The sequence below is a fragment of the Pseudomonas sp. W4I3 genome, from assembly GCF_030816195.1.
Lineage (GTDB): Bacteria > Pseudomonadota > Gammaproteobacteria > Pseudomonadales > Pseudomonadaceae > Aquipseudomonas.
Window position 1 is genome coordinate 3,284,106 of record NZ_JAUSXS010000001.1, and the last position, 19,867, is coordinate 3,303,972.

The window sequence follows — 19,867 nt, forward strand, 5'->3', positions numbered from 1 at the left end:
TCATTCTGAATAAACGCGGGGGGCTGAGTTCTTCGCGAGCAAGGGCTAGCCGCCCGCCTCGCTCCTACAGAAAAGCCTTGAGGCAGGCCCCCTCCAACATTTGGTCTTCATGGTTTCAGGATTGAGTGGCCAGTTCCTCCAGATGGTCCATCAGCGACTGCGGCTTGAGCACCAGCACATCGCTTTGCACCGCATCCAGTACCACTTCCGCCGTATTGCCGATCAACGCCCCGGAAATGCCGGTGCGCGCCACGGTGCCGATAATGGTCAGTGCCGCCTGCAACTGCTGGGCGATATGGGGAATCAGCACATCCGCCGGGCCTTCCTTGATATGCAGGTGTGCATCATCCACGTCGAACTCGGCCTGGAAGGCCCGGCACTGCTCGCGGTAACGCGCCTCGATGGTTTCGGTAAGTTGAAACGTCGGGTCCGCCGCCGACAGCATCGGCGAGGGATGCGCGCTGATCACATGCAACTGCGCCTTGGCCAGGCTGGCAATAACAAAGCCATGGTCGATGATGGAGTTGTGCAATGAACGGTGTTCGCTGTCGGTATTGCCCACGTCGATGGCCGCCAGAATCACCCCGCCGGCCCAGGGCGTGGCGGTCTTGACCAGCAGCACGGGCGTGGGGCAATAGCGCAAGAGTTTCCAGTCTGCCGGGGTCAGCAGGGCTTTTTTCAGCGGGCTGTCGGGAAAGTGCTGCTTGATCACCAGGCCGCAACCCTCGGCCTGCTGCACATCGACGATGGTCTCGTGCAGGCTGTCGTTCCACGCCTGTTCGGTGGTGACGCTATACCCGTCCTCCTGCAGGCCGGACTTGAGCACGCTCAGCAGCGCCGAATGCTCATGCTTCTTGTCACAGACCAGCAAATGCAGGTGCGCGTCGGTCACCCCGGCGATCAGTTTGGCGCGCTTGAGGGCCAGGCTTTCGGAATGCTCGGGCTCGATGACCACCAGGATGCTGCGGATGGCTTGCATGGTCGGTTCTCCAGGAAGGGGCCTGCAACAACTATAGTTGCTGCACGCCTGGCGTCATGTTGATGCACATCAAGGGGCATGACTGGTGGTCTGCGGCGGGGTCGGTATAATCGGCGGCCTTTTTGTCACCCTTTGCCCGTGAGCCCGATGATCCTGCCCGAAATCCACGAATTCCTCGGCTGCCGCACCCCGGACGCCTGGGTCCAGGCCGCGCTGGCCGATCAGGACACCCTGCTGATCGACCACAAGAACTGCGAATTCAAGGCCGCCAGCACCGCCCTGAGCCTGATCGCCAAGTATCACGGCCACGTCGACCTGATCAACATGATGTCGCGCCTGGCCCGTGAAGAACTGGTGCACCATGAGCAGGTGATGCGGCTGATGAAAAAGCGCAAGGTTGAACTGCGGCAACTGTCCGCCGGGCGTTACGCCTCGGGTTTGCGCAAGGTCGTGCGCAACCATGAGCCGGTCAAGCTGGTGGATACTCTGGTGGTGGGGGCCTTTATCGAAGCGCGCAGTTGCGAGCGTTTCGAAGCGCTTGTGCCGCATTTGGACGAAGACCTCGGCAAGTTCTACTTCGGTTTGCTCAAGAGCGAAGCGCGGCACTTCCAGGGTTACTTGAAATTGGCGTACCAGTATGGAGACGCCAAGGACATCGCCCAGGTGATCGAGCGGGTGAGGGCAGTTGAGCAGGACTTGATCGAGTCAGCCGACGTCGAGTTCCGCTTTCACAGTGGCGTGCCAGCCTGAGGCGACCGCCACGCCGATCAAGACGGTGATTGCGGTCAGCCACAGGATTACCGTTTGCGTGCCGAAGGGTGCGGCCAATACAGCAATCATCAAGCCCGCCAACGGTTGGGCGAGGTTGTTGAGCAAGGTGATCACCCCCACCGTCTTGCCGAAGTCCTGCACCGGAATCACCCGCTGCCGGGTGCTGCGCAGGTAGACATTGAACATCTTGTCGAAACCGCTCACCAGCAAAAAGCCCACCGCGTATGCCCACACGTTGGGGCTGATGGCGGTAATCAGCGCGCCGACGGCAATCATCGAATACGACAGCCCGCCGAGCACCTTAAGCGCCAGGGTCGAACGTGCGAGGTAGAACAGAATCACCACGGTGACCAGCGCGCCCGTCGCTTGCAGCAGGGCGTAGGCGTTGTTGTGCGCCGCGTATTGCCCGGTGACCATGGCCGCCGACGTGGCCAGCGTTACGCCGACGATCAGGTTCACACCGATGGCCAGCGTGATGATGCGTTTCAACTCCACCAGGTTGCCGATGTGGCCGAAGGCGATGCGCAGGGGTTGTAACCAGATCCCCGTGTGCTGTTGCGCAGGAGGCTGCAGGTTGACCGTGGTGGTGCGCTGCCAGACTCGCATCGCCAGGTCAGCCAGCACAAACAGCGCGGCGATTCCCAGCACCACCCAGGGCCATGCCCAGACTTGCAGCATCAGCGCCGCCATCAACGGCCCGAGCACCAGGCCGCTCTGGTCGGCGATCTGCGAGTAGGACAAGGTTCTGGCATAGGTGTAGTGCTGGAAGATATGCGGCATCAGCACTTCCCGCGCCATGATGCCCTGAGTGGTCAGCACCCCGCATAACGCGGACAGGATCACCAGCCAATGGATACCGTCGAACAGCCCATGCAGCGCCACCGCCACCCCACAGGCCAGGGCCCGGTACACTTGGCTGATGTGCAGGATGCGCACGGGTGCAAACTTGTCGCATAACGCCCCGCACACCGGAAACGCCAGGTAACGCGGCAGTGATTCGGCAAAGAACGCAAGGCCGGCCCATGACACACTGTCCGTGGTCTGGAACACGATCAGCGGCACGATGAACAACAGGATCTGGTCCGCCAGCCGTGACAGGAACAGTGAAATGAAGAACGCCAGGTAATCCTTGCGCATGGAACTCCCTGTCAATGGCGTAAAGAATTGCAGGCTATTTGTTAAAAACTCTTAAAAGCATGAAGCTTCCCGGCACCGCACGCGGCCGCTGCTCCGGTCGACCAGCTTGCCACCTATAATGCCGGCCTTTCAATCTGCATTTCTACACTGAGAACTTATGGAAAACCTGGGTCTGGGCAAGGTGCTAATCGTCGAGGACGATGAAAAGCTGGCAGGGCTGATCGCGCATTTCCTGTCGCAGCATGGTTTCGAGGTGCGGGTGGTGCACCGGGGCGATCTTGCCCTGGCGGCCTTCCTGGAGTTCAAGCCGAAAATGGTTGTGCTCGACCTGATGCTGCCGGGCCAGAGCGGCTTGCATGTGTGTCGCGAGATTCGCAATGTGTCCGACACACCCATTGTGATCCTCACCGCCAAGGAAGATGACCTGGACCATATCCTGGGCCTTGAGTCCGGTGCTGATGATTATGTGATCAAACCGATCAAACCGCCGGTATTGCTGGCGCGCCTGCGTGCGCTGCAGCGGCGGCAGGTACCCGAGCCGACGGTGCGCGATTACCTGGAATTCGGCCGCTTGTCGATCGATCGCAGTTGCCGGGTGGTGCGCCTGGGCGATGAGAAGATCGACCTCACCACCATGGAGTTCGAACTGCTGTGGCTACTGGCGAGCAGTTCGGGGACTATCCTCTCGCGCGACGACATCCTCAACCGCATGCGCGGCATTGCCTTCGATGGCCTGAACCGCAGCGTCGATGTCTACATCAGCAAACTGCGCGGCAAGCTCAATGACAACCCACGCGAACCGGTGTGCATCAAGACCATTTGGGGCAAGGGCTACCTGTTCAATCCGTTCGCGTGGGAGGTCTGAATGCTGCGCCTGTATCTGCGCTTGTATCTGATCCTCGCGCTCGGCCTGGCCGGTGCGATCTGGCTGGTCAACTATGGCCTCGACGCGTACATGCCCGAATCCAACGAAACCTATAACCGCGAGGCCCTGCGCGGCCCGGCGTGGGCGTTGGTGGAACAACTGCGGCCGGTGCAGGGAGAGGCGCGCCAGGCGCGTCTGGACCAGTTGCAACCGCATTACGGGCTGCGCTTGCGGCTGGTTGAGCGCGACAGCCAGCACTTGAGCGAGCGCGAGCAGGCACTCCTGGCAAGCGACCAGGTGGTGGTGCGCGAAGACTTCATGAAGTTCCTCGCGCCCATCGACGATGGCCCGCAATTGCTCGAAATCCAATTGCCGGAAGAGCCGAAGTGGCTGTACCTGTGGGCCTATGGCTTCCTTGGCGTGAGCTTGGCCATCGTGTTGTATTTCTGGGTGCGCCCGCACTGGCGCGACCTGGAGCACATCCGGCTGGCGGCGCAGCGCTTTGGCGACAACGACCTGGGCTCACGCATCCTGTTGCCGCGCCGCTCCACCGTGCGCGCGCTGGCCGGGCATTTCAACCAGATGGCCGAGCGCATCGAAAGCCTGATCGCCAACCAGCGCGAACTGACCAACGCGGTATCCCATGAACTGCGCACACCCATTGCGCGCTTGTCCTTTGAACTCGACCAACTCAAGCAACAGGCCGACCCGCGTGAAAGCCGCGAGCTGATCGCCGACATGTACGCTGACCTTGGCGAGCTGGAGGAAATGGTCTCCGAACTGCTGACCTACGCCAGCCTGGAGCGCGGCGCGACCCAGGTCACCCGCGAAAACATCGAGGCCCACAGTTGGCTGGACAGCGTGATCGGCAGCGTGGCGCTGGAGGCCGAGGCCGCGGGTGTGCAGTTGTCGTTGCGTACCTGTGAGGTCGATATCATTCGCATCGAGCCGCGCTTCATGGCACGCGCGGTGATCAACCTGCTGCGCAATGCCATTCGTTATGCCGACCGTCGGGTCGAGGTTTCGCTGGTCAAGTTCGGCAGCGGTTACGAATTGCGGGTTAACGACGATGGTCCTGGCATTCCACTAGAGGGCCGGGGCAAGGTCTTTGAACCCTTCATGCGCCTGGACGCCAGCCGCGACCGCCGTACCGGTGGCTTTGGCCTCGGTCTGGCGTTGGTCCAGCGCGTCAGCCAATGGCATGGCGGGCAGGTGCAAGTGCTGGATTCGGAGTGGGGTGGGGCGTCGTTTCGGATGACCTGGGCGTATGCCGAGTAATGTGGGCCTTGCCCACCGGACTCACTGTAGGAGCGAGCTTGCTCGCGAAAAACATCCAGGCAACGCGTTCACTCTAAATAAACGCGTATGTCCTGGGTTCTTCACGAGCAAGCTCGCTCCTACAAAGGCCAGGGATTGCCTTCGATTCCGTTAGAACGAGTACTCCACCGCGCCCATCACCGACGCCTGCAAGCGCTGCTCCACAATCGGGCTCTTGCCTGCCTTGTCCGCCAGATACTGCACGTCCACTAACGTCGAGAAGCGCGTGTTTTCGTTGATCGGCACGCTCCACGCCAGGCTCATGCCATTGCTGATATTGCCGCCGGCGGCCTTGTATTCCTTGAAGCGGCTTCGGGTGGCCTGGCCGGCGGTGACTCCGTACCAGGTTTGCAGGTAGTCACGGTCGCCGAAGTGGCTGCTGATCGCGGCATCGACGCTGCCGTAGCGGCCTTCATAAAGGTGGGTGCCCAGGCTCAGTTCCAGGTGGGTATAGGCTTTGCCGGTGTCCTTGTGTTCATCTTCCTCAAGTGCGCGTTCCAGAGTGGCGCCGACAATCACGCCGCCCAGGGTGTAGGCGGCACTTATGCCCACTTGCGGGCGTGTTTTGATCTCGCCCATGCCTTTGAGGCGCCTGGAACCGGCACCCAGGCTCTGGTTTTTATCCTTGCGCGAGTCGCTTGCGCCGACATAAGTGCTGAAACTCAAGGCGTTGCCTTCATAGCCCCAGCCCAGGCCCGATTCAGTGTCGAGGAAGATCCCCCAGGGGCTGACGATCTTGCCGCCCACCACCGGCGCGGTCATGCGTTCGTCGCTGCCGCTGTAACGCGGCGCGTTGGCCACGCCGGCCTTGACGCTGTATTGCCAGTCCTCGGCAATGGCAGTGTCGGCCGCGGCGAGCAGGCACAGGGAGGTGAGTGACAAAAGGCACAGGTTTTTTGAGCGCATCGGGAGCTTCTTCCAGGTTAGAAATTCAAGTGGTTCAGGGGGGATTGCAAGCGTTTAAAGGCGTAGCCCGAAGCACTCAGGCCATTGATCTGGCGGCTGACGGTGTCGCCCAGGCCATAGCCGCTGCCGGCCACGACCGCGTGGGCGTTATCGACGGGCAGCAGGATGTAGTCGGTCAACGGCTCATCGTGCAGTTGGCCGCGCACCACCAGGAAACCTTCTTCCAGGCGCACGCTGATGCCGCTCACCGGCGCATCGGGCTCATGGGTGTTGAGCACCTGGTAAGTGCCGACGGTGTCCGCCCACGCCATGGGCAGCGGCGGTGGCTCGATGCGTTCGCCCACGGCAAGGCGCTGGCCGTTGCTACGCGCGGTGAGTATCTGGCGGCCTTGTACCCGGACCACGTCCAGTTGCACGCGGCCCAGTTCGCCAAGGTCCTTGAGCCAGAAACCGAGGAATTTTTTCTGTGCGCGCAGCCAGCCCTGGTCGTCACGCAGCAGCTCGAAGTCGCACCCGGCCAGTTCGCCGGACAGGCGCCCCTGATCATCCTTGATGCGGAACACGCCCCAGGAAGTCGCATAAAACCCGGCCAGGCGCTTGCGGTCGACCGCGGCCGGCACCTGACGCAGCTTGAGGCCGTGGCTCGGCGCCTGGCAGTCGTCGGCGCACACCGCCTTGCCGGTCTGCGCCTGAAGCATCAGGCGCAGGATGTCGGTGGACAACGCCACCACCATCTCTTCGGCATTGCTGTCGTTGGCCATGATGATCACGGCCAGTTGCTCATCCGGCAGCACGCTCAACTGCGCGGCGAAATCATCACCGCCACCGCTGTGCTGATAGGCACGGATGCCCGGGCCGACTGGCTCATCACCGCACGGCGCGAGAAACCAGCCCAGGCCCATCTGACAGTCGAAATCCAGCGCGTTGCCGGTGTTCTGCTGGGTGAACATCTGGTCAATCGAAGCACTGTTCAGTACCCGATTGCCTTTGTAGACACCTTTGGCGAACAGCATTTGTACGTAGTGGCTGAGGTCCTTGGGGCTGGCCCACAGGCTCCCGGCGGCGAGGTCGCGCACCTGCGCGTCGTTGCTGGCCTTGCCCTCTTCGTAGCCCAGGGCGCGGTAGTTCAGTTGTGTAGCGGTGCCGACAAAGCTCGACTGGTTCATCTCCAGAGGCTTGAGCAGGCTGCTCTGCAGTTGCGCCTCGAAACTTTTGCCGCTGCTGCGCTCGATAGCCGCCCCCAGCAGGGCATAGCCCAGGTTGGAGTAAGCCACCTGGGAACCCGGTGGGCTGCTCAGCCACACGCCCGAAACGCGCTGCGGCATCTGGCCCATGGCGTAAGTGCTGTGCAGGTCGCGCAGATGCTCGCTGGGCAAGCCGGATTGATGGCTGAGCAAACGGCGCACGGTGATCGCACGATCCGCCTCGTCCTGGTCGCTGTGAAACCGCGAACGTACATGGAACTCGCGCAAGGTGTGCTGTAGCGGGGCATCCAGTGCCAGGCGCTGTTGCTCCACCAGTTGCAGTGTCGCCGTGGCGGTGAGCAGCGTGGAGATACCCCCGGCGCGAAAGGCCGTGTTGGGCGTCACCGGCACACCGTGGGCCTTGTCGGCCAGGCCGAAGCCACTGGCCCAGATCAGTTGCTGGCCGTGGACCAGGGCAATCGACAAACCCGCCACATTGTCCCGGGCCATCTCACGCGGAATACGGCTTTGCAGGTAGCGGATGATCGTGCCGTAATCGCCTTTCTGAATCGACGGCGGGGCCGGCGGTTGCCCCTGGCAACTGATTGTGCCCAACAGGCAACCCAGCAGCGGTATACCGCGTAGCGTGCGAAACATGACGAGCATCCGAAGGGTGGTTTGGAGGCTCGAATGCTAAGGCCGTGGCGGCGCGCAATCTTTGAGTGCTTTGTCGGGAAACTGTCAAAGACTGTTAACGCTGGCGAGTGTGGGTGCCAGGCAATCGTCGTTATTTATCCATGGCACTGAGGATCGCGTGGGCCAGCTTCACCCGCTCGGCATTCGGGTAGTTCCTGTTGGCCAGGATCACCACGCCGATGTCCCTGCTCGGGACATACGCCACGTAGGCGCCAAAACCGTTGGTGGAGCCGGTCTTGTTGTAAAGCACATTGGCCGGCTGCACCTGCGCCGGTTTCAGCCAGCTGACCGTGTGCGGCTCCATTGCCATCGACGTTGAGTTGCCGTCGATCAACGCTTGCAGGGAGATGGGGTAGGGGTAGCGTTCCCAGCCCAGGCCCTGGGTCATGCCGTCGACGGTGTAATAGCCGGTGTGGGTGGTGGCGATCGCCTGCTGCAGCGGTTTGCTCAAGGTCTCGGGGTGCATGTTCAGCATCACGTAGTGCGCCAGGTCCTGGGCGCTGGTCTTGATGCCGTAGGCTTCGCTGTCGAGTGCGCCTGCGCCCACGCGCACGGGTTTGTCCAGCTTGTCGTAGCCCTGTGCGTACCGGCTGAGCTTGTCGTTGGGCACGTTGATGTGGGTGTTGTTCAAGCCCAGCGCCGGCAGCAGCGTTTGTTCCATGGCGACGTTGAACGGCTGGCCCAGGCTTTTGGCCGCGAGGTAGCCGAACAGGCCGATGCTTGGGTTGGAGTAGAGGCGTCGCGTGCCGGGGGCGTCCGTGGGTTGCCAGTGCTTGTAGTAATCGAGCAGGGTAGCGGCGCTGTCGGCGGCATCGGGAAATTGCAGCGGCAAACCGCCTGGCGTGTAGGTCGCCAGTTGCAACAGGCTGATGTGGTCGAACGCGCTGCCGGCCAGTTCGGGCCAGTGCTGGCTGGCGCTGTCTGACAGCTTGAGCTTGCCGTTGGCCAAGGCATAGCCGCCGAGCGTCGAGGTGAAGGTCTTGGTCACTGAGCCGACTTCGAACAGGGTGTCTTCAGTGACCGGCTGCTTGCCCGCCCTGGATGCGACGCCGTAGTTAAAGTATTGCGCTTGGCCGTTCCTGACCACGGCCACTGACAGCCCGGCGATGCCTTGTTGCTGCATCAGCGGCGCGACACGGCTGTCCACGACCTTGCGCAGGTCGGCGGCGGCCATGCTTGGGCCGGCAACCAGCAGTAACGCGCAAGCCATGAGCTTTCCGAATTGTTTTTGCATAGTGTTTTTGCTTCCCTGTAACCGATTGAGTGAGGCTGACGGCCTGCGCGGGCGCCGCCAATCTAGGCGTTAACCGGGAGAGGCACAAACGATGATATCTTGCACGAGCCATTAGAAAAGCTAGGGTCAAACATGCTGCGCTCCCATCTGCCCCTCAACGCCCTGCGCGCCTTCGAGGCCTCCGCCCGGCACCTGAGCTTCACCCGGGCCGCCATCGAGTTATGTGTGACCCAGGCGGCGGTCAGCCATCAAGTCAAAAGCCTGGAGGCGCAGCTCAATGTCACCCTGTTCAAGCGTCTGCCGCGCGGGCTGATGCTCACCCGTGAAGGCGAAACCCTGTTGCCGGTGCTGCGCGAATCGTTCGACCGCATCGCCCATACCCTGGGCCAGTTCGAGGCCGGGCATTACCGTGAAGTGCTGGCGGTAGGCGCGGTCGGTACTTTCGCCGTGGGCTGGCTGTTGCCGCGCTTGCTGGATTTCCAGAGCCGCTACCCGTTTATTGACCTGCGCCTGTCCACTCACAACAACCGCGTCGATGTGGCCGCCGAAGGCCTGGATTACGCGATCCGTTTTGGCGCCGGCGCCTGGCACGGCACCGAAGCCTGCCAATTGCTGGAAGCACCGCTCAGCGTGCTCTGCGTGCCGCACCTTGCCGAGCAGTTGCACACGCCGGCCGACCTGTTGAAACACACGTTGCTGCGTTCGTACCGCGCCGATGAATGGAACCTGTGGTTCCAGGCCGCCGGACTGCCGGCGGACACCCTGGTGCCGCGCAGCATCGTGTTCGATTCGTCGCTGGCGATGATGGAAGCAGCGCTGCAAGGCATTGGCGTGGCCCTTGCGCCGCCGACGATGTTTACACGGCAGCTGGAAAGTGATGTGATCCGCCAGCCATTCGAGGCGGGGATTACCACCGGCAGTTACTGGCTGACACGCTTGCAGTCGCGGGCCGAGACGCCGGCGATGCTGGCGTTCAAGGCATGGTTGCAAGCCAGTGCGGGCTAATGTGGGAGGGGGCTTGCTCCCGATTGCGGGGTGTCAGTCATAGGTAATGTGACTGAACCACCGCCATCGGGGGCAAGCCCCCTCCCACATTTAGATTGTGTCTAGGCGAGGTACTTGCGAAACCATCCCAGGGTTCGCTCCCAGGCCAGGTTCGCCGCCGCCTCGTCATAACGTGGCGTCGAATCATTGTGAAAGCCGTGGTTGGCGCCCTTGTAGATAAACGCCTCGTAGGTCGTACCCGCAGCCTTCAGCGCCTGCTCATACGCTGGCCAACCCTCATTGATGCGCGCATCCAGCTCACCGAAATGCAGCATGATCGGCGCCTTGATGCGCGGCACGTCCTTGGCCTCGGGCTGGCGCCCATAGAACGACACGGCCGCGCCCAATTCTGGGTAGGCCACCGCGGCCGCATTGGTCACGCCGCCGCCATAGCAGAAACCGGTGATGCCGACTTTGCCGGTGCTGCTGTCGTGGTGCATCAACCACTCGATGGCAGCGAAGAAGTCGTTCATCAGCTTGGTCGGGTCGACGGTCTGCTGCAGGGCCACGCCTTTTTCGTCGTTGCCGGGGTAGCCGCCCACCGATGTCAGGCCATCGGGTGCCAAGGCGATAAAGCCAGCCTTGGCCAGGCGCCGCGCAACGTCTTCGATATACGGATTGAGCCCACGGTTTTCATGCACCACCACCACCGCGGGCAATTTGCCGGCGGCCTTGGCCGGACGCACCAGGTAGCCGCGCACCGTGCCGTTGCCCTTGGGCGACGGGTAGGTGATGTAGTCGGCGACGATATCGGGATCGGTGAATTTCACCTGTTCGGCGAGTGCGTAGTTGGGACTCAAGGCGGCGAGCAGGGCCGAGGCGGTCAGACCGCCGAAGGTAAACAGCGCGGCGCGGTCGAGAAATTCACGGCGGTTGAGCTTGCCGTGGGCGTAGCCGTCATAGAGTTCCAGCAGTTCGGGCGCAAAGTCTTTGGCGGTGAGACGAGTCATCGGTGCAGTCCTCGATCGGCGGTTGCGTCAATGTAGTTAAGGTTCAGTCCGTGCGGCCATGGGCGGCGGCGGCCAGTTGGCCGGTGTCGACCCGCACGAACACCGAGTCGCCAATGGCCGTGAGCACCTCGCCGGCATAGACCTCGCAGATCACCCGTGTCTTGCGCGCTACCTCGCCCTCGACCCGGGCGCGCAGGGTCAGCGTGACGCCCATCGGAGTCGGCTTGATGAATTTGATCCCCAGGTTACCGGTCACGCAGTCGATGCGCGGCAGGCTGCCGGGTTCACGCTGTTCGGCGCGGTAGTGGTAGGCCATGGCGGTCCAGTTGGAGTGGCAGTCCACCAGCATGGCGATCAGGCCACCGTAGACCAGGTCCGGCCAGCCGCTGTATTTGGACTGCGGCAGATGTTCGGCGACGACGTGCACGCCATCGTCGTGCCAGCGGCTGTGGATATGCAGGCCGTCGGGGTTGCTGGCGCCGCAGCCGTAACAGATGCCTTCGGGTGCGGTGATGTCCTGAAGCGAAGCGCTGTGCATGCAAAGTCCTTGTAGGAGCAGGGGCGACACTTCTGTTTAGCAGGCCTTGGGCCGTGACGCTAGCGTGCGAACCGCTTCGCACCGGCCACGCAGCCGATCACCGCGACGGTGACCAGCAGCATGCCGAGGCTGACCTGCTCATGCAGCAGGCCCGCCGCCAGCGCCAGCCCAAAGAACGGTTGCAGCAATTGCAACTGGCCGACCGCGGCGATGCCACCCTGGGCCAGGCCGCGATACCAGAACACAAAGCCGATCAACATGCTGAACAGCGCGACATACCCCAGGCTCAGCCAGGCCGGCAGGCTGATGCCACTGAACGACGCGGGCGCCAGCAGCAGGCTCAACGGCGCGACGACGGGCAACGACACCACCAGGGCCCAGCAAATCACCTGCCAGCCCCCCAGGCTGCGCGACAGCTTGGCGCCTTCGGCATAGCCTAAACCGCACACCAGCACCGCCAGCAGCATCAGCACGTCGCCTGCGGGCGCGGCGCTCAGGCCCTGGGCGAAGGCGTAACCCATCACCAGCGCACTGCCCGCCAGCGAAAACAACCAGAACACCGCACGCGGCCGCTCACCGCCGCGCAGCACACCGAAGATCGCCGTCGCCAGCGGCAGCAGGCCGATAAACACGATGGAGTGCGCGGAGGTCACGTATTGCAGCGCCAGCGCAGTCAGCAGCGGAAAGCCGATGACCACGCCGAGCGCGACGATGATTAAGGGCGCCCATTGCGCGCCGGTGGGGCGTTTTTCCTTGAACAACCGCAACAGGCACAGGCCCAGGATAGCCGCCAGCGTGGCGCGCAGCATGGTGAGGAACACCGGGTCGAATTCCATCACTGCCACGCGCGTGGCCGGCAACGAACCGCTGAAAATCACCACGCCGATAAAACCGTTGATCCAGCCCTGAGTGCTGCTGTCCAGGGTGCCGAGGGGGGAGGAGCGTTCCATGGGGGCTGTCCGAAAAAGGGAAGTTGCGTGCAGGCCATCCTAGGGTTGAAGATTGTGACAATCAAAAAATTGTCATGGATACATCTACGATGCCGCGCGCGCGCTACAAGTCGTTGGTCGACACCTTCGCCGAGGACATCCGTTCGGGAAAGCTGCCGCCCGGCACACGCCTGCCCACGCATCGCCAACTCTCCGCCGGCCATGGCCTGGCACTGGCCACGGCGAGCCGCGTGTACACCGAGCTGGAAGCGATGGGGCTGGTCAGCGGTGAAACCGGGCGTGGCACCTTTGTGCGCGAAATCGCCTTGCCGCCGGGCCAGGGCAGTGGGCAGATGCCTGTCGCGGCGGGCCTGCTCGACCTGAATTTCAATTACCCATCCTTGCCCGGCCAGGCAGAACTTTTGCGCAGCGCGCTGCGTCAGTTGGCGTTGTCTGGCGACCTGGAGGCGCTGCTGCGCTACCAGCCCCATGCCGGCCGCCTGCACGAGCGCGCGGCGGTGGCGCGGCACCTGTTGCATCGCGGGCTGGCGGTGCAGGCTGAACAGGTCCTGATGACCAGCGGTGCCCAGCATGGCCTGGCGGTCGCCATGATGGCGTTGCTCAAGCCCGGCGATGTGATTGCCGTCGACGCCTTGACCTATTCGGGCTTCAAGGTACTGGCCGAGACCCTGCACCTGGAAATCGTCGCCATCCCGGCCAGCGCTACTGGCCCGGACCTTGATCACCTGCAGGCCCTGTGCGGCAAGCGCCCGGTGCGTGCGGTGTACTGCATGCCGACGCTGCACAACCCGCTGGGCTGGGTGATGAGCCTGGCGCAGCGCGAGCAACTGGTGGCAATTGCCAGGCAGCATCAACTGATGATCATCGAGGACGCCGCCTATGCCTTTCTCGCCGCACATGCACCGCCGCCGGTGGCAACGCTGGCGCCGGAGCGCACGGTGTACGTCGGTGGGTTTTCCAAGAGTGTCGCCACTGGCCTACGCGTGGGCTTTATCGCGGCGCCACCGGCTTGGGTCAAGGCGTTGGAGCGCACCGTCATGGCCACCACCTGGAACGTAGCGGGGGTGATGAGCGCGCTGGCCGTGGCCTGGATCGAAGATGGCACTGTCGCGCAACTGGAGGCGCAAAAGCGCGAAGATGCCGAGGTGCGGCAGCGCCTGGCTGCGCAAGTGCTGAACGGGCTGAGCTATATCAGTCATCCCTCGTCGTATTTTCTGTGGCTGCCGCTGGCGGAAGAGGCGCGCGCCGATCAGGTCGCCATGAGCCTGCAGCGCGAGGGTATCTCCGTGTCCACTGCCGAGCCCTTTGCCGTCTCGGCCCATGTGCCCCATGCGTTGCGACTGGCGTTGGGGTCGGTGTCGATGGCGGCGTTGGGCGAGGCGTTGATCAAGGTGCGCAAGGTGGTGCAATGGTGAGCCGTCGCTGAACGGCTCACCGGCAAGGGTCAGTATTTGTAAGCCTGGCGCCCGATCAGCAGCCATTTGCCGTGCTGCTTCTGCCAGACCTGGAAGTTATCGATGTCGGTCGGTACTTCGACGCCACTGTTCACCGCCAGGGCGTGAAAGTGGTTGCGCACCAATGCGGTATCGCCGTTCAGGGTGATGCTCTGGTTTTGCATTTCCAGCGTCTTGAACGCGCTCTTGTGAGTTTCCAGGTCTTCGATGAACTGCGCCTTGTTCTGCACCTTGCCGCTGGAGTGGCCGTAGGTGAGGGTGTCCGCAGTCAGCGCGTGAAGCTGCTTGAGGTCCAGGTGCAACATGGCCTGGGTCAGTTGATCCACCGCCTGGGCTACATCCTTCTCGGCAGGGGCAGGGGCAGGTGCGGCTGCGACGTAGCCGGAGAACAGGCACAGAAAACCGATCAGCACTTTGAGGTTTTGCATGGGTGATTCCTTATTGTTGTGGGGGACGACATAGTGAGGTCTGTCGTCGTACAACCATGCATTAAATAAGCAGGCAAAGAAAAGGGGGAGCTGGAAATATTCTGAAATTACTCGTCTGTGAGAACAGTGAGCATGCGCTTATCGAATGGGAACTCGGTCAAACCTGTGGGAGGGGGCTTGCCCCCGAATGCGGTGGATCAGCTAAACATCTGTTGGCTGGTCCACCGCTTTCGCGGGCAAGCCCCCTCCTACATGGGATCGTGATCAGTTGGCCGACAACGGCGGCGTGCGCGGTGGGATCATGCGTTTGCTGCCGGTGGCTTCAAACGCCGAAGCAAAGCGCAGCAGCGCCGAATCGTCGTAGGCACGCCCGGCAAACGTCAGCCCGACCGGCATGCCGATGTCCGCCATCACGCCCATCGGCACGGTGACGGTGGGCACGCCGAGGTGGCGAATGGCGAGGTTGCCGTTGGCCACCCAAACGCCGTTGCTCCAGGCAATGTCGGCGCTGGCTTCGTTGACATCGGCATCGGCCGGGCCGACATCGGCCACGGTCGGGAACAGCACCGCGTCGAGCCCCAGCTCGTTCATCCAGTCTTCCAGGTCCAGTCGGCGGGTTTGCTCAAGGCCGCGCAAGCCGTCGGGCAGGGTGCTGATCTCGTTCCACGGCGTGATGCCGCGCTGGGCCATGCGCACGTACTCGTACATGCCGGCGGCCAGGTCGTCTTCGCGGTTGGGCAGGGTGCCGGGGTCGTGGGGGAAGATCTTCGGGCCGTCGACATCCGCCAGGCGGTTCAGCGCCGGGTCGCCGTTGGCGCGCAGGAAGTCATCGAAGGCCCAGGCCGACAGTTCCCACAGCTCATCGTGCAGGAACTGCTTGGACACCAGGCCACGGTTGAATACCGTTGGCGCGCCAGGGCGGTCGCCTTCGCAGTTGGACACCAGCGGGAAATCCACCTCGATGACTTCGGCTCCCGCGGCTTCCAGCGCCTTGCGCGCGGCTTGCCACAGCTCGATCACCGAGGCACGGGTGTGGATTTTCTGCCCGGTCGGCCCGCCAATGCCGGGCTTTTCACTGGTGCCGGCCTCGTGGTCGGCGTTGATGTACATGCGCGGCACGCCGAAGCGTTTGCCGGCCAGGGCTGTGCTGTCTGCGGCGAGTTCGGCGTAGGACGCCGGGCGTACCGAGCTGACGCTGGGGATCGGTACCCAGGGTTGCAGGCGCCACAGGTCGCCACGGGTGTCCGGGTCTTCGGCCACCACCACGTCGAGCACCTCCAGCAGGTCGGCCATGGTGCGCGCAAAGGGCACCACCACGTCCATCGTCGGGGTCAGCGGCCAGTTGCCGCGTACCGAAATCACCCCACGGGAAGGCGTGTACGCGCACAAGCCGTTATTGGAGGCCGGGCCGCGACCGCTCGACCAGGTTTCTTCGGCCAGGCCAAACGCGGCGAAGCTGGCCGCCGTGGCCGTACCGGCGCCGTTGGACGAGCCGGAGGCGAACGGTGCGGTGAGGTAATCGGCGTTGTAAGGGCTTTCGGCGCGGCCATAGACGCCGCGTTGCATGCCGCCGTTGGCCATGGGCGGCATGTTGGTCTTGCCCAGGCAGATGGCGCCGCCGGCCCGCAGGCGCTCGATGGTGAAGGCGTCACGATGGGCAACCAGCTTGGCGAACGCCGGGCTACCGGACGCGGCGGTCAGGCCCTTGACCAGGTAACTGTCCTTGGCGGTGTAGGGAATGCCATCCAGCGGCCCCAACGTCTGGCCGTTCGCCCGGCGGGCATCGGACGCCTCAGCTTCCTTCAACGCGTCAACGTTGCGCACCACCACGGCGTTCAGTGCGGTGGCGGTCTGCGGGCCGTCATAGGCCTCGATCCGCGCGAGGTAAGCCTGGACCAGTTCAACGGCAGTGGTTTGGCCGGATTCAAGCGCAGCGCGCAATTGGGCAATGGAGACTTCGGTAACTTGCATCACGTTTTTTTCGCCGCCTTCAAGTGGGGGTATGGCGGCAGTCTACGTACAGATATTTCCCAGTGCCAGCTTACTGCTAAGGTAAGCGGCTTGATCATCCACATCGCGCTCCAAGGAGGAGAACATGCCCAGACCCTATATCGCCCTGGCCGGATTGCTCGGGTTTTCGTTGTACACCGCCGCCACGATGTTGACGGCCGAGCAATCGCTCATCGCGTTCGGTCAGCAATTGATGTCGCGGCCGGATACCGCGCAGGTGGTGATCGACCTTTACCTGATGGCGATACTGGCGTGTGTGTGGATGTACCGGGATGCACGTGCGCGGGGGCGCTCCGTGGCGTCGTTGATCCCCTACTTTGTGCTGACGGCGGTGTTTGTGTCGGTGGGACCGCTGCTCTATATCGTCGTGAAAGGGTTTTCTCGAAGCCCACTAAACCAGGGTTGACGCATTGTCCTGTGGCGAGCGAGCAAGCTCACTCGCCACAGTGGTGAGGGCATGATCAAGGATTGAGGAATGCCTGGTAGTTGTCTTTGGTGATCTGCTGATAAGGAATCGTCAGCTCAGCCGTGTACGGCTCCTGCCTGACCATCTTCAGCGCCAGGTCGATGGAGCCTACCGCCTGGCCCTTGTTGTCCTGATACACCGTGACCAGCAATTGGCCCTTTTTCACCGCATCCAGCCCTGCCGCACCGCCGTCGCTGCCTGCTACCAGAATGTCCTTGCCCGGTTGCATGCCCGCCTGGCTGATCGCCATGGCCGCACCGATGGCCATCTCATCGGCGTTAGCGGCCACCGCGTCGATCCTGCGCCCGGACACAATCCAGTTATTCATCAGGTCAATCGCCTTGCTCCGTTGCCACTCAGCGCTTTGCTCCTCAACGATCTTGATGTCGGGGTAGTCCTTGAGCACGGTCTTCACGCCCAGAGTGCGGTTGTGGGTGGCGTTGTTGGACAGCAGCCCCAGCATGATTGCCAGATTGCCTTTGCCGCCCATTTTCTCTGCCAGATAACGCATCTGGATTTCGCCGGCCTTGATCTCATCCGAGCCGACATACCCCACTCCCGGCGGCACCTCCTTGAACTCGGGTCGGCGGTTGACGTACACCAGGGGGATCTTGGCTTGCTGGGCGTTGAGCGTCATTTTTTGCGTCGCCGCCGTGTCTACTGCGTTGACGATGATTGCGTCCATGCCCTGGGCGGTGAAGTTCTGTACTTGATTGAGCTGGCGCACCACGTCGCCTTGGGCGTCTTCGAATTGCAGCGTGACGCCGGGGAGTTCCTTGGCGTGGGCCGCCATGTAGTCGCGCATCTGTGCCAGGAAAACGTCGTCGACCTGAGCGATGCTCACGCCGATACGGACATCGGCGAAGGCCCAAGGCGTAATAACAAGGGTAAAGAGTGCCGTGAGGAGTTGTTTTCTCATGATGTTGCTCCGCTGTTTTTGTTGTTGTTAAAGCGATTCATGCCTGGCGCTTGGCCCGCATCTGCGCCACGGCAGCGGCGAAGTCTGAGAGCGGCCAGCGTTCGTCGAGAGCTTGCAGCATCAGCTGTTGCCCTGTTTGAGGCGCCAGGCCCTGCAAGGGTGGGTCGGTATCGAGGTTGGTGGGGAAGGAGTAACCGTCGGCGGTACAGCCGATCACGGCCTGGGCATCCAGGGATGGGTTGGCCAGCAGCACCGGGTAGACCGCCAGCATCATGCGGTCGCGATCGACGGCTTCCATCGGCTTGCCGAACGCCGACGAAATCTGCAGCAGATTGGCCATGCGCTGACGGTCTGGCGTACGGTTGGTGCCGGCGGCATGAAACAGCGCCGGGTTGAAGAACAACAGGTCACCCTTATTCAACGGCAACTGCACGGCATGCTGCTGGAAGTAATCGATAAAATCAGCGCGGCGCCAGGCCAGGTAACCCAGTGCATAGTGCTGGGAGAACGGCAGCAGTTGGGTAGGACCGGTTTCCAGCGGCATGTCCGAATGGGCGACGGCGCCTTGCAGGGTCAGGTACTGGGACAGCACATGCAGCGGCAGTGGAAAACGCTCGACTTCATCGTCCGTCTGAAAACCCAGGTGGTAATCGCGGTGCGGCTGCTGCGCCTGGCCACCCGGGTGCACTACGTTGACTTGGGCTGTCATCTGGAAACCCGGACCCAACCAGGATTCGGCAATCAATCCGAGCAAGGGGTTGGCGTAGTATTCGGCAAACGATTCGGGGGACTGCAACGCGGCTTTCTGCAACGCATTCCAGATACGCCCATTGCTGCCGGCCTTGGCGAAGTGATCCGCCGCTACGCCTTGCGCGGCCTCGTTGGCGAATATCGCCGCGAATACCTGGCTGTGACGGTCCACCACCTCCAAATCCTCGTAGCCCCCACGGACGACCATCACCCCAGGCCCCTCGCCAAATACCCGGTGCAGTTCATTCATCACGCCGAGCCGGTCGCTGTTGCGCAAGCTCTGGGCTTGATAAATGGGCACGTTGTGCACGACTTCAGTGCACAGCGGATATTGATCAGCGCTAGCCCGCTGTGCGCAAACCCGGCTGAAATCCGCCAGGCTCACGGCGTCGCCGCATGCGAAGGCAGGCATCAGGCACCTCCCGGTAGGCTCAGGGCCTGATGCGGTTGTGGAGTGCTGCTGTCGGTGCAACCGACCACGCCTTGCTCCAGGTCGATCACCGAGCCGGTCATCATTCCCGACTCGCGGGACAGTAAAAATGCCACGCTCTGCGCCACTTCCTCCGGTTTGAGCAGCCGTCCAAACGGTTGCGTGGCTTGCGCCTGTGCCAGCCAACCCTCTTGTGCGCCGTGATACCGGCGCTGGATTTCGTCCTCGTGTGGCGTATCCATCCAGCCGATGTTCAAGCCATTCACGCGAATGCGGTTGCGTAAGGCGCTGAACGCGACGTTCTTGGTCAAGATCGCCAACGCGCCCTTGGACGCGGCGTAGGCGCTCAGGAACGATTGGCCGCCATGCCCGGTGATGCTCTGGATATTCACCACGGCACCTTCCACGCCCTGGCTGATCATCAGTTTCAGGGCTTCCTGCATCAGAAAAAACGGCGCGCGCACGTTCACCGCAAACAAGCGATCAAACAGTTGCGGCGACGTGTCGAGAATGGTGCCGCGGTCCGACATTCCGGCGCAATTGACCAGCCCATGCAAGGTGCCGAAATGCGTGCGCGCCGCGTCGATGATCGCGCGGCAATCCTCGACGTTCTCCAGATCCGCTTCGACAAAAAAAGCCCGGCAATCGAGCTGCGCCAACTGCCGCACCTGTTCTTCGCCCTGGGAGCGACGGCGCCCGCAGATGATCAACCCGGCCGCACCCCGGCGTGCCAGGGTGTGGGCCACCGCTGCGCCGAGGCCTTGGGTGCTGCCGGTGACAACAAAGAATTGGCCGCTGAATGAGGTGGCCAGATCGGTGTAGGGCATGGGGAACTCCTG

Annotated in this window: 19 protein-coding genes; 6 read left to right on the forward strand and 13 right to left on the reverse strand. The window is 62.6% G+C overall.

All coding sequences use genetic code 11. The features are described 5' to 3' along the window. Positions 1–115: 115 nt before the first annotated feature. Positions 116–979 (reverse strand): universal stress protein, encoded by an 864-nt coding sequence (locus QF045_RS14980; protein ID WP_306492877.1) that lies wholly within the window; start codon positions 977–979, stop codon positions 116–118. 147 nt (positions 980–1,126) lie between these two features. On the opposite strand from QF045_RS14980, the gene QF045_RS14985 reads away from it, so the two are divergent. Next, positions 1,127–1,729 (forward strand): tRNA-(ms[2]io[6]A)-hydroxylase, encoded by a 603-nt coding sequence (locus tag QF045_RS14985; protein ID WP_306492878.1) that lies wholly within the window; start codon positions 1,127–1,129, stop codon positions 1,727–1,729. On the opposite strand, the gene QF045_RS14990 is transcribed toward QF045_RS14985, so the two are convergent. Beyond that, complete coding sequence (locus QF045_RS14990) at positions 1,685–2,887, reverse strand: MFS transporter (protein ID WP_306492879.1); 1,203 nt, start codon at positions 2,885–2,887, stop codon at positions 1,685–1,687. The genes QF045_RS14985 and QF045_RS14990 overlap by 45 nt on opposite strands. Before the next feature lie 157 nt (positions 2,888–3,044). Between QF045_RS14990 and QF045_RS14995 the strand changes: the two genes are divergently transcribed. Both QF045_RS14995 and QF045_RS15000 read left to right on the forward strand, forming a co-directional pair. Beyond that, complete coding sequence (locus QF045_RS14995) at positions 3,045–3,752, forward strand: response regulator (protein ID WP_306492880.1); 708 nt, start codon at positions 3,045–3,047, stop codon at positions 3,750–3,752. Then, positions 3,753–5,030 carry an ATP-binding protein gene (locus QF045_RS15000; protein WP_306492881.1) on the forward strand — a complete coding sequence of 426 codons (1,278 nt, stop codon included), beginning with the start codon at positions 3,753–3,755 and terminating at the stop codon, positions 5,028–5,030. Between the two features lie 150 nt (positions 5,031–5,180). Here QF045_RS15000 and QF045_RS15005 read toward each other — a convergent pair whose 3' ends face one another. The 3 genes from QF045_RS15005 to ampC all read right to left on the reverse strand — a co-directional run bounded on the left by QF045_RS15005 (position 5,181) and on the right by ampC (position 9,089). After that, positions 5,181–5,975 carry a MipA/OmpV family protein gene (locus QF045_RS15005; protein ID WP_306492882.1) on the reverse strand — a complete coding sequence of 265 codons (795 nt, stop codon included), beginning with the start codon at positions 5,973–5,975 and terminating at the stop codon, positions 5,181–5,183. Positions 5,976–5,992: 17 nt separating this feature from the next. After that, a complete protein-coding gene (locus QF045_RS15010; RefSeq protein ID WP_306492883.1) occupies positions 5,993–7,816 on the reverse strand; it encodes a serine hydrolase in 1,824 nt (607 codons plus the stop codon). A gap of 130 nt (positions 7,817–7,946) precedes the next feature. Continuing rightward, entirely contained in the window at positions 7,947–9,089 is a 1,143-nt protein-coding gene (gene ampC, locus QF045_RS15015) for a class C beta-lactamase (RefSeq protein WP_373424445.1), read from the reverse strand. A 132-nt stretch (positions 9,090–9,221) separates the two neighbouring features. Between ampC and QF045_RS15020 the strand changes: the two genes are divergently transcribed. Then, the gene (locus tag QF045_RS15020) at positions 9,222–10,094 is read left to right on the forward strand and encodes a LysR family transcriptional regulator (protein ID WP_306492885.1); all 873 of its coding nucleotides are present in this window, start codon (positions 9,222–9,224) and stop codon (positions 10,092–10,094) included. Positions 10,095–10,195: 101 nt separating this feature from the next. Here QF045_RS15020 and yghX read toward each other — a convergent pair whose 3' ends face one another. Genes yghX through QF045_RS15035 form a run of 3 tightly spaced genes read right to left on the reverse strand, consistent with a single transcriptional unit; the run spans position 10,196 to position 12,571 of the window. Further along, positions 10,196–11,083, reverse strand: a complete 888-nt coding sequence (gene yghX / locus QF045_RS15025) for a YghX family hydrolase (protein ID WP_306492886.1) — start codon at positions 11,081–11,083, stop codon at positions 10,196–10,198. Between the two features lie 43 nt (positions 11,084–11,126). After that, positions 11,127–11,621, reverse strand: coding sequence for a PaaI family thioesterase (locus tag QF045_RS15030; RefSeq protein WP_306492887.1), 495 nt, complete (start codon positions 11,619–11,621; stop codon positions 11,127–11,129). A gap of 59 nt (positions 11,622–11,680) precedes the next feature. Further along, positions 11,681–12,571: a DMT family transporter gene (locus QF045_RS15035; protein WP_306492888.1), complete on the reverse strand. Its 891-nt coding sequence runs from the start codon at positions 12,569–12,571 to the stop codon at positions 11,681–11,683. 89 nt (positions 12,572–12,660) lie between these two features. Here QF045_RS15035 and QF045_RS15040 point away from each other — a divergent pair, with 89 nt between their 5' ends. Further along, complete coding sequence (locus tag QF045_RS15040; protein ID WP_306494900.1) at positions 12,661–13,986, forward strand: PLP-dependent aminotransferase family protein; 1,326 nt, start codon at positions 12,661–12,663, stop codon at positions 13,984–13,986. Between the two features lie 29 nt (positions 13,987–14,015). Here QF045_RS15040 and QF045_RS15045 read toward each other — a convergent pair whose 3' ends face one another. Together QF045_RS15045 and QF045_RS15050 are read right to left on the reverse strand one after the other, a co-directional pair. Next, complete coding sequence (locus QF045_RS15045) at positions 14,016–14,453, reverse strand: nuclear transport factor 2 family protein (RefSeq protein ID WP_306492889.1); 438 nt, start codon at positions 14,451–14,453, stop codon at positions 14,016–14,018. 264 nt (positions 14,454–14,717) lie between these two features. Further along, positions 14,718–16,427 (reverse strand): amidase, encoded by a 1,710-nt coding sequence (locus tag QF045_RS15050; protein WP_306492890.1) that lies wholly within the window; start codon positions 16,425–16,427, stop codon positions 14,718–14,720. A gap of 121 nt (positions 16,428–16,548) precedes the next feature. Between QF045_RS15050 and QF045_RS15055 the strand changes: the two genes are divergently transcribed. Beyond that, positions 16,549–16,869 carry a DUF2834 domain-containing protein gene (locus QF045_RS15055; protein ID WP_306492891.1) on the forward strand — a complete coding sequence of 107 codons (321 nt, stop codon included), beginning with the start codon at positions 16,549–16,551 and terminating at the stop codon, positions 16,867–16,869. Between the two features lie 55 nt (positions 16,870–16,924). Here the strand turns inward: QF045_RS15055 and QF045_RS15060 are convergent, their stop codons facing one another. Genes QF045_RS15060 through QF045_RS15070 form a run of 3 tightly spaced genes read right to left on the reverse strand, consistent with a single transcriptional unit; the run spans position 16,925 to position 19,855 of the window. Next, a complete protein-coding gene (locus QF045_RS15060) occupies positions 16,925–17,848 on the reverse strand; it encodes a sugar ABC transporter substrate-binding protein (RefSeq protein ID WP_306492892.1) in 924 nt (307 codons plus the stop codon). 37 nt (positions 17,849–17,885) lie between these two features. Further along, complete coding sequence (locus tag QF045_RS15065) at positions 17,886–19,010, reverse strand: phytanoyl-CoA dioxygenase family protein (protein ID WP_306492893.1); 1,125 nt, start codon at positions 19,008–19,010, stop codon at positions 17,886–17,888. Then, positions 19,010–19,855, reverse strand: a complete 846-nt coding sequence (locus tag QF045_RS15070; RefSeq protein WP_306492894.1) for an SDR family oxidoreductase — start codon at positions 19,853–19,855, stop codon at positions 19,010–19,012. Before QF045_RS15070 ends, QF045_RS15065 begins: the two co-directional genes overlap by 1 nt. Between the last annotated feature and the right edge of the window lie 12 nt (positions 19,856–19,867).